At 69.7% G+C, this 9,062-nt stretch carries 7 protein-coding genes; 4 read left to right on the plus strand and 3 right to left on the minus strand.

Annotated features, from left to right (window positions below; translation table 11 throughout):
- The first annotated feature begins 2,220 nt into the window (after positions 1 to 2,220).
- The gene (locus tag LJ221_RS04165; protein WP_241713811.1) at positions 2,221 to 3,396 is read left to right on the plus strand and encodes an extracellular solute-binding protein; all 1,176 of its coding nucleotides are present in this window, start codon (positions 2,221 to 2,223) and stop codon (positions 3,394 to 3,396) included.
- Between the two features lie 53 nt (positions 3,397 to 3,449).
- Here the strand turns inward: LJ221_RS04165 and LJ221_RS04170 are convergent, their stop codons facing one another.
- Both LJ221_RS04170 and phoU read right to left on the minus strand, forming a co-directional pair.
- Positions 3,450 to 3,596, minus strand: coding sequence for a hypothetical protein (locus LJ221_RS04170; protein WP_241713813.1), 147 nt, complete (start codon positions 3,594 to 3,596; stop codon positions 3,450 to 3,452).
- 183 nt (positions 3,597 to 3,779) lie between these two features.
- The gene (gene phoU / locus LJ221_RS04175) at positions 3,780 to 4,490 is read right to left on the minus strand and encodes a phosphate signaling complex protein PhoU (RefSeq protein WP_241713815.1); all 711 of its coding nucleotides are present in this window, start codon (positions 4,488 to 4,490) and stop codon (positions 3,780 to 3,782) included.
- Positions 4,491 to 4,716: 226 nt separating this feature from the next.
- Here phoU and LJ221_RS04180 point away from each other — a divergent pair, with 226 nt between their 5' ends.
- Positions 4,717 to 6,252: a cell wall metabolism sensor histidine kinase WalK gene (locus LJ221_RS04180; protein ID WP_241713817.1), complete on the plus strand. Its 1,536-nt coding sequence runs from the start codon at positions 4,717 to 4,719 to the stop codon at positions 6,250 to 6,252.
- Positions 6,249 to 6,929 (plus strand): response regulator transcription factor, encoded by a 681-nt coding sequence (locus tag LJ221_RS04185; RefSeq protein ID WP_093658825.1) that lies wholly within the window; start codon positions 6,249 to 6,251, stop codon positions 6,927 to 6,929. Before LJ221_RS04180 ends, LJ221_RS04185 begins: the two co-directional genes overlap by 4 nt.
- Positions 6,930 to 7,054: 125 nt before the next feature.
- On the opposite strand, the gene LJ221_RS04190 is transcribed toward LJ221_RS04185, so the two are convergent.
- Positions 7,055 to 7,747, minus strand: coding sequence for a DUF461 domain-containing protein (locus tag LJ221_RS04190; RefSeq protein WP_241713819.1), 693 nt, complete (start codon positions 7,745 to 7,747; stop codon positions 7,055 to 7,057).
- A gap of 598 nt (positions 7,748 to 8,345) precedes the next feature.
- Here LJ221_RS04190 and LJ221_RS04195 point away from each other — a divergent pair.
- Positions 8,346 to 8,828, plus strand: a complete 483-nt coding sequence (locus LJ221_RS04195; protein WP_093658831.1) for a CarD family transcriptional regulator — start codon at positions 8,346 to 8,348, stop codon at positions 8,826 to 8,828.
- Positions 8,829 to 9,062: the final 234 nt, after the last annotated feature.

Genomic DNA, 9,062 nt, shown 5'->3' on the forward strand with positions numbered 1-9,062 from the left:
GGCCACCTCATGATCGTTGAGCTTCGACACCCCAATGATCACGAAGCCCGTGCCTGCTCTGCTATGCACCCCAACCGGTCACAGCCCGACCCAGCCGCACGACTCCGGAACTTGACCAAGCCCTGCGCGCACATAGGGTGATGTGTCCCGGACTTCGTGGAGCCCAGCAGGTTTCTCCTCACCGGGCTACAGCGTGGGACAGGAAGCTCATGGAGCGTTTTACCCGCCTGACCGCCGCTTGTGATTGATCAGCTATTCGCTCTCTGCGTTTCCCAGATCTTTCTAAGGCTGTCAAGAGATTTCTGGCTGCATTGTTCAGCCTTCGGAGAATGCGATCAAGTCGGTTCAGCATGATCCTGGAGCGCAGGTCAAGGGGGCCCAGAGACTGCCGCGCCGCCTCTAATGCCAAGCCTATTGAGTCATCCGAATGCCGCAGGTAAGTGCGCATGCATTCCATGGCAGATTCACGATGCTTCTTTTTTTCTTCCGTATCCTTCGCGCGAGACGCAGCTTCCAGGTACCCTATCGCGTAGAAGAAGTACTCGAACCCTTCCAGCAGGGCGTCATGGAGGTCTCGGACCTTACGGCGCTTCAGTTCGGCGAACCTACTCACTTCCATCACAGGTGGAAGTGAGTAACCTGGGCCACTGTGAGTCAAAGCGTCGAGGAATCGGCTGGTGCCCGAGCGTGGATCAGTCCATGCTTCACTCTGAGTCAATTCGTACCCCGGACCGTTATGGGTCAGGGCGTCTAAGAATCGAGCTCCCATTCTTATGCGCCACCTTCCTCAGCAGCTGGACGACCTACGGCCGTCCTTGTTGCGCCAGGGATGTTATCTCCTGGCTGTTGAGGCTTTTCCGTCATCGCCGATTGCTGAGCCGCCGGGAGCCCGGGCGCTGCTCTCTGCCACTTGTCAAGGATGGCTGGCGCCCCCGCGCCAACCAAGATCGCCCCGAATGCACCCAATTGTTCTGTTGCGGCGAGCCCCCATGCAACACCCGCACCTAATAAAACTCGTATGATCTCACCGGTGAAGTACATCGGTCTGGTTGGCCCGTTCTTCACCTTCCAGGGCCACTGATTCCGCAATTGCAGGTGTTTGTAGAGCGTCACGAGTGACACCAGTGCCCCTCCCGCAGCGCCATAGCAGAGCAGCTGCCCATGCATCATCAGGACCCCCCCCGGTGTCGCGACCCAAGTCCGCAATCTGTCACTGTAGCGGCAACCTGCGTGACTGTCGTATGCGCGGTGTGCCTTTTGGCCGCCCCTCTGTGCTGTGCTGGGACGCCTGCATCCATCGCGTGATGATAGGTCGAGGTGAGCACAGCACATTCCGGCTCGGTCGCTGGGCCTTGGACTGGTATATGGCCGAAATCCGTCGTTCTGATAGCGATCACCGAGGAGGGTCGTAGTTGGTGCCTGGCAGGTAGAGAACACTGCCCGCGATTCCACGGTCGGCGGTTCGGTGCGCTGCCGGAGCCGCGTCCGGCTCGGCCCTTCGCCGACCAGCACGCAGGACGCCGTCCACGCGGCGGTGCCGGGGCCGACGCGGGGCCGTCAGGTGCGCGGCTCTCCATCGGCGGCGCGGCCCGTGGCATGGGTGAACCCACGGGGCGGGCTCCCTGCGCCGGCATTGTCCGGATCAGGTCGTGGAGGTCGCCTTCCGGTGTCACCACCTTCCGGCCTCTCAGCCCGACCGTCGATGTCGGCCTCGGCGGAAGCCGGGGCTTTCCGCCCAAGTCGGCTACTCCGGTCGAACTCCCTCGCTCGTCCCGTAGGTCCGATTTCATAGTAACTCTCCTTAGATGACATGGGAGAGGAGGGAAGGCTCTTTCTCGTCCCCGTGCGGCTTCTCCGCGAGGGTGGGGGCGCGGGTGACGCGCCACCCCGCCGCCCATCGGGCGCGAACACGGGGAATCGGACTCGTTTGCGTATCGGTCCGCTCAACAGGGTGGTCGCGATGCGGACTGACCGTTACTTTTCAGCCACCCTGCGATGGCTTTCAGGGGGTGCCGTGCTCCGGCCCCCGAATCGGTGCCAGGTGTGGCTCCCGGTGAACGCCGGCGCGGGAGCGGTACCGGTTGAGTGAGGAGTGGCACACAGATGCGAAGAAGACGGTTCCTGGGCTTGGCTTCGGGGGCGGCCGGATCTGTCGCACTGACGGCGACCGGGTGTGGCAGCGGAGGCGGAGCGTCCCGCACCGATGACCTCACCCTGACGATGGTCGCGTCGGAGCACGGGGACCTGGAGGGGAACAACCCCACCCAGGACTACTGGGACGGGGTGGTCGCCTCGTTCGAGAAGAAGAACCCCGGCATCAGGGTGAAGGTCTCCGTCCACACCCCGGGCAAGGCCGAGCAGAAGGTCGCGGAGATGGTGGGGAACGGCCGGGCCCCGGACCTGGCGCAGATCGACTCCTTCGCCGACCACGCGGCCGCCGAGCGGCTCCACCGGGCCGACGACGTGCTGTCCATACCCGTCCAGGCCGACTTCGTCCCCGCCCTCAGCACGGCGGGCGAGCTGCGCCGCGTGCCGTACGCGATGCCGTTCACCGCCGACATCCAGCTCCTCTTCTACAACCGCGCCCTCTTCGCCGAGGCCGGTCTGGACCCGCAGGAGCCGCCGCGGAGCTGGGAGGAGCTGCGGCAGGCCGCCGTCGTGCTCAAGGCGGCAGGCGTGGACGTACCCTACGGGCTGCCGCTCGGCAGCGAGGAGGCGCCCACCGAGGCCATGACCTGGATGCTGGGCAACGGCGGCGGCTACACCGGCGACGGCGGCATGTACACCATCAACGCCCCGGCCAACGTCGAGGCCCTGGGATGGCTCCGCGACGAGCTCGTCGACCAGGGCCTGACCACGGTCAATCCCGGTGTCACCAACCGTCAGGGACTGTTCAACCTGTTCACCGGCGGGCACGTGGGAATGCTCAACGGGGATCTGTCCCTGATACGGCAGGCCGACCGGAAGAAGACCGACTACGGGACGGCCCCGCTGCCCGGCCGCGACGGGCTCGCGGACACCACCACCGGGTCCGCGAGCTGGATGATCGCCTTCCGCCGGGAGGGCAACCGGGCCGCGGTCGCCGCGTTCCTCGACCACGTCTACGACGTGGAGAACCAGTTCGCGTTCGCCGACCGCTACCACACGCTGCCGGTCACCGTGTCCGCCTCGGACCGGATGCGCGGCGGCGAGCGGCACAAGCGGATACGGCCCTTCCTGGACCAGCTCGGAGCCGCGGAGTTCTTCCCGGCCAACAAGGTGTCCTGGGCGAAGGTCAGCCGGGAGATCGGCCTCTACGTCGGCCAGTCGGTACTGGCCGACGGCGACCCGGCCGCCGTGCTCGGCACCCTCCAGCGCACGGCGGAGGAGGAAGAGGACGCGGCCAGGGAGCTGTGACGGGCCGCTTCCCGCTTCGGTGCGGCGTACGCACCGGCAGGCGCTCCGAAGGGTCAGCAGCCGCCGCCGCACTGGCAGGAACCGCCGGACTGGCAGCCGCACGAGCAGCCCGAGCCGCAGCCGCAGGCCCCCGGTACGGGCGGCGAGGGCCTCTCGCCGGAGCGCTCGGCCGTGGTGGGTGGAGTCGGGAAGTCCGTCATGTGTGCCTCCTCCGCGTCTCGCCGGCTGTCACCGGCTCGCCACCCATTGACGGCCCGCACCGACGGGCGCGTCAACGGCGTGCGGAGGCGCGTACCGCGTGCTCGCGGGCCGGGGCGCACGGGCCCGGATGGCGGGCGCTCCGCGCCCTCCGCGCGCCCCGCCCTCCGCGCCCGTGCCCGCGGTCACGCGTCCCCGGCCGGGGCCCTCTCCGTGCCGGCCGCGGCGGTCGCGGCGGTCGCCGGGTCGACCTCGTCCGCGTAGTCGCCGGTGACCAGGTAGACCACGCGGCGCGCGACCGAGACCGCGTGATCGGCGAAGCGCTCGTAGTAGCGGCCCAGCAGGGTGACATCCACGGCCGTCTCGATGCCGTGCTTCCAGCGGTCGTCCATCAGGTGCTGGAAGAGGGCGCGGTGGAGGAGGTCGATGGCGTCGTCGTCCTGCTCCAGCTGGAGCGCCAGGTCGACGTCCTTGGTGATCAGGATCTCGCCCGTCTTCGCCATCAGGCGCTGCGCGAGCTGGCCCATCTCCAGGATGGTCGCGTGCAGGTCGCGCGGCACCGCCGACTCGGGGTAGCGCAGCCGGGCGACCTTGGCGACGTGCTGGGCCAGGTCGCCGGAGCGCTCCAGGTCGGCGCTCATCCGCAGCGAGGTGACGACGATCCGCAGGTCGGTGGCGACCGGCTGCTGCCGGGCCAGCAGGTTTATGGCCTTGGTCTCCAGATCCCGCTGGAGGGCGTCCACCTTCTCGTCCGCCGCGATCACGCTCTCGGCGAGATTGAGGTCCGCGTCCAGCATCGCCGTGGTGGCGCGACCGATCGCGGAGCCGACGAGCCGGGCCATCTCGACCAGGCTGTCGCCGATCGAGTCCAGCTCCTCGTGGTACGCGTCCCGCATGACTTTCCTTCCCCTCGCATGACGTGACCGTAGGGCCGCGGGCCTTCCGCGAAGAGCGCGCGGGCCCCGGTTCTCCCCTACGCTCCCACGTTCTGTCCGAAACACGTCCGCTTCCGCCCGGCCAAGTGAACCGGTGCCGACACTGGCGTGAACTCTCGGAGACGTCTGTTCGAGCAGGTGCCCGAACGGCTGGGGTGGCCTTCCGGAGCCCGCATAACCTGGACGCATGGACGTGAACGCGGCAGTCGCCGCAGCGGCAGCGATCGCCGGGGTGTGTACCGGCGTGTTCGCGATGCTCGCGTTCCGCTGGAGCGAGCGCGAGCAGTCCCGTCCCACGCGCAGCTCGCTGCACACCGAGGCCGTGCTGCCGCCCGGAGTGGACACCGTGCTGTCCGTGCTGCGCTCGTCCGCTGTGGTGCTCGACGAGGCCGACGCCGTGGTCAAGGCCAGCTCGGCGGCGTACGCCCTCGGGCTGGTGCGCGGCGGGAGGCTCACGGTGGAGCCGATGCTCAAGATGGCCCGGGACACCCGCCGCGACGGTGAGATCCGCCAGGTCGAGCTGGACCTGCCGCGCCGCGGCGCGGGCCGCGGGGAGGCCCAGGCGGTCTCCGCGCGGGTGGCGCCCCTGGGCTCGCGTCTGGTGCTGCTGCTGGTCGAGGACCTGACCGAGGCCCGCCGCATCGAGGCGGTGCGGCGCGACTTCGTGGCGAACGTCAGCCACGAGCTGAAGACCCCGGTCGGCGCGCTGTCGCTGCTGTCGGAGGCCGTGATGGACGCCTCCGACGACCCGGAGGCGGTGGAGCGCTTCGCCGGGCGCATGCAGACCGAGGCGACTCGCCTGACCAGCCTCGTCCAGGAGCTGATCGACCTCTCCCGGGTGCAGAACGACAATCCGCTGGAGGACTCCGAACCGGTCCGGGTGGATGAGCTGGTGGCCGAGGCCATCGACCGCTGCCGCCAGGCGGCCGGTGTCAAGCAGATCACCATGGCCACCGGTGGCACCGCCGACCTGCACGTGTGGGGCAACCGGGGCCAGCTCGCGGCGGCACTGGGCAACCTGGTGGAGAACGCCGTGAACTACTCCCCGGCCCGCACCCGGGTGGGCATCGCCGGACGCCGGGTGGCCGCCCCGGGCGGGGACATGATCGAGATCGCGGTGACCGACCAGGGCATCGGCATCTCGGACAAGGACAAGGACCGCATCTTCGAGCGGTTCTACCGCGTCGACCCGGCCCGCTCCCGGGCCACCGGCGGCACCGGTCTGGGCCTGGCCATCGTCAAGCACGTGGCCGCCTCGCACGGCGGGGAGGTCACGGTGTGGAGCGCGGAGGGCCAGGGCTCCACCTTCACCCTGCGTCTGCCGGAGGCGGCCAGCGCGCGTGAGCGTGCCGAAGCCCGGAGGCTGGAGAGGGCACGGACCGCCGGAGCGCTGCGCGAACCGGCGGACTTCGGCGAGGACGACGACGGCGACGGTGCCGGGGACGGTACGGGCGGCGACGTGCACGGAGCCGGTCCGGATCCGGACCGCCCGGACGGACCCGACGGCCCGATCGACCCGGACCGCCCGGACGGACCCGGCGGGCCCCGGGCCCCCGTGTACGACGACCCCTACCCGTACGGCACAGCCGACGGCCCCGCGCCCCCGTACCGGGCCTCCCACCGGGCCGCCACCACACCCCGCGGCCTTTCCCGCGGGACCCACCGACCCCACCACGACTCCACCGATCACCACCCTGATCCCGCCCCGGAGGTCCTCCCGTGACCCGAGTGCTCGTCGTCGAGGACGAGGAATCGTTCAGCGACGCACTGTCGTACATGCTGCGCAAGGAAGGCTTCGAGGTGGCCATCGCGGCCACCGGCCCGGACGGGCTGGAGGAGTTCGAGCGCAATGGCGCCGACCTGGTGCTGCTCGACCTGATGCTGCCGGGCCTGCCCGGCACCGAGGTGTGCCGCCAGCTCCGCGGCCGCTCCAACGTGCCGGTCATCATGGTGACCGCCAAGGACAGCGAGATCGACAAGGTCGTCGGCCTGGAGATAGGGGCCGACGACTACGTGACCAAGCCCTTCTCCTCCCGCGAGCTGGTGGCCCGCATCCGGGCCGTGCTGCGGCGGCGCGGCGAGCCGGAGGAGGCCGCCCCGCAGGCGCTGGAGGCCGGGCCGGTGCGGATGGACGTGGACCGGCACGTGGTGACGGTCTCCGGCGCCAAGGTCGACCTGCCGCTGAAGGAGTTCGACCTGCTGGAGATGCTGCTGCGCAACGCCGGGCGCGTGCTGACCCGTATGCAGCTCATCGACCGGGTCTGGGGCGCGGACTACGTCGGCGACACCAAGACACTTGACGTGCACGTCAAGCGGCTGCGCGCCAAGATCGAACCGGACCCGAGCGCACCCCGCTATCTGGTGACGGTGCGGGGGCTGGGCTACAAGTTCGAGCCGTGACAGGCCCGTGACCGGTCGATGACGGGACCGGCGTGGTACGACGCGGGTGGGGCCGCTCCCGACCGGGAGCGGCCCCACCCGCGTCGTACCCCGGCCGGCGTCCGCGCGCCGGCCGGGAGCGGAGGTCACTGGCCTCCGGTGTCCTCGGTGCCGCCGTCCTCCTGCGGGGAGCCGATCTCGCCCTGGGTGTCGTCGTCACCGCTGTCGTTGGCGCCCGGGTCCTGGGGGTCGGAGTCGTCCTCCTCGGCGGGGCCCCCGGTCCCGGTGGGGGAGGCGCCCGGGTCGGGCAGGGCGGACTCCGTGGGCGCCGGGGCGCCGCTGGGACCGAAGTCCTTCCAGGTGCCCTCGGCCAGGACGACGGTGGCGCGCAGCTCCACCCGGCCGGTCGAGCTGAGCTCGAAGACCAGCGGCTGGGCGTTCCCGGCCTCGACGCCGGCCTGCTCGGGGTCGTCGATGATCGCGGACGCGTGGCCCTCGCCGCCGAGCGCCAGGGAGCCGCCCGCGGGGACGGTCAGCTCCTGCTCGCCCTCGGCCGGGCTCAGCTCCACGCGCTGCCCGTCCACCATGACGGACTCCAGCGTCTCGTCCTCGGTGCCGCCGTTGAAGATGCGCGCCGAGACGGAAGCGGGGCCGGAGCCGTCCTCGGAGGTGACGACATTGACGTTCTGGACCTTGATGTCGTCGACCTCGGCCGAGGCGTTGTCGGGGTTGATGGTCAGGCTCTGCGCGTTCGGCCCGGCCCCGCAGGCGGTCAGGGACGCGATCGAGAGCGCGAGAGAGCTGGCGGCGAGGGCGCCGCGTCGAAGGCTGCTGCTCACGGCGGCGGCAACTCCTAGCGGGATGGATGGGTCTGTCGGCGGGCTCAGCGTACCGACCCGGTGAAACGCCTCCGCACCCGACCCGCCCCACGGGCATCCGAGTGCCGGATTCCCGGCGCGCGGGCGGGAAGTCCGGGCCGGTGTGCGGGGGGCGGGGAGGTTTCCGTGCGGAGCCGGGGAGACGGGCGGGAGCCGGCGGGGACGCCTTCCGCGGAATATCGGCTGTGCGTCCGTACGAACGATTACGAGCATTCCGGGGAAGTGCCGGCGAAGGAGGCGGGGAAGTTCGCCGGAAAACATCCCCCGGGGCCGTTCACCCCCGTGCTGATCAATTCGGTTCCGGCCGTTCGGCCGGATCAACGATACCGACAAAACGGACGTACGGGTGTTTCGGTCAAGCTCTAGGGAGTGCTTCCGTTGCGATTCCCGCCCCCGGTGCACCCCCTCCGACCTGCGGATTCCTGTTCTCCGAGGGCTCCCGCAGCACGATCCGGGCGTTGTTGTCAAGCCCTGAGATATGCCCTGACCTGCGAAAACGCCATTCAGGGGAGGGTGTTCCCGTGTTACCCTGGATAGCCACGGAAGGGGTACCTGTCACATGACGTTCAAGGTTGGCGACACCGTGGTCTATCCCCATCACGGGGCCGCGCTGATCGAGGCTATCGAAACTCGCCAGATCAAAGGCGTGGACAAGACCTACTTGGTTCTGAAGGTCGCCCAGGGCGACCTGGAGGTGCGCGTCCCGGCGGAAAACGCGGAGCTCGTCGGCGTGCGTGACGTGGTCGGCCAGGACGGCCTCGACCGGGTCTTCGAGGTGCTCCGCGCGCCCTACGCCGAGGAGCCGACCAACTGGTCCCGCCGGTACAAGGCGAACCTGGAGAAGCTCGCCTCCGGCGACGTCATCAAGGTCGCCGAGGTCGTGCGCGACCTGTGGCGCCGGGAGCGCGAGCGCGGCCTCTCCGCCGGTGAGAAGCGGATGCTCGCCAAGGCGCGCCAGATCCTGGTGAGCGAGCTGGCTCTCGCGGAGAACACCAACGAGGACAAGGCCGAGACGCTGCTGGACGAAGTCCTGGCGTCCTGAGCCGGACGGTGTCGGCCCGAGCGCGGGTCGGCGGCCCCTGTGGCGGATGTCCGCCATCCGCCGGACGGCGACGGCGCGCACGACACGACGAGCACGGGCGCGGCATCGGCCGTTGACCGGTCGGCGAACGTGAGGACATGAGGAGCGCCGCGGTGCCCGGGGCGACGGTGTGGGCCGTCACCGGGCGCTGCGGCATGTCGCGGAACTGCGCGGAGATCTGCCGTAGTAGAGTTC

This window comes from Streptomyces sp. CNQ085 (assembly GCF_022614595.1).
GTDB lineage: Bacteria > Actinomycetota > Actinomycetes > Streptomycetales > Streptomycetaceae > Streptomyces.

Bases quoted from the DNA above. Each gene is read 5' to 3' on its own strand.
- LJ221_RS04165 (WP_241713811.1), top strand. From the start codon at position 2,221: ATGGTCGCGTCGGAGCACGGGGACCTGGAGGGGAACAACCCCACCCAG.
- LJ221_RS04170 (WP_241713813.1), bottom strand. From the start codon at position 3,596: ATGACGGACTTCCCGACTCCACCCACCACGGCCGAGCGCTCCGGCGAG.
- phoU (WP_241713815.1), bottom strand. From the start codon at position 4,490: ATGCGGGACGCGTACCACGAGGAGCTGGACTCGATCGGCGACAGCCTG.
- LJ221_RS04180 (WP_241713817.1), top strand. From the start codon at position 4,717: ATGGACGTGAACGCGGCAGTCGCCGCAGCGGCAGCGATCGCCGGGGTG.
- LJ221_RS04195 (WP_093658831.1), top strand. From the start codon at position 8,346: ATGACGTTCAAGGTTGGCGACACCGTGGTCTATCCCCATCACGGGGCC.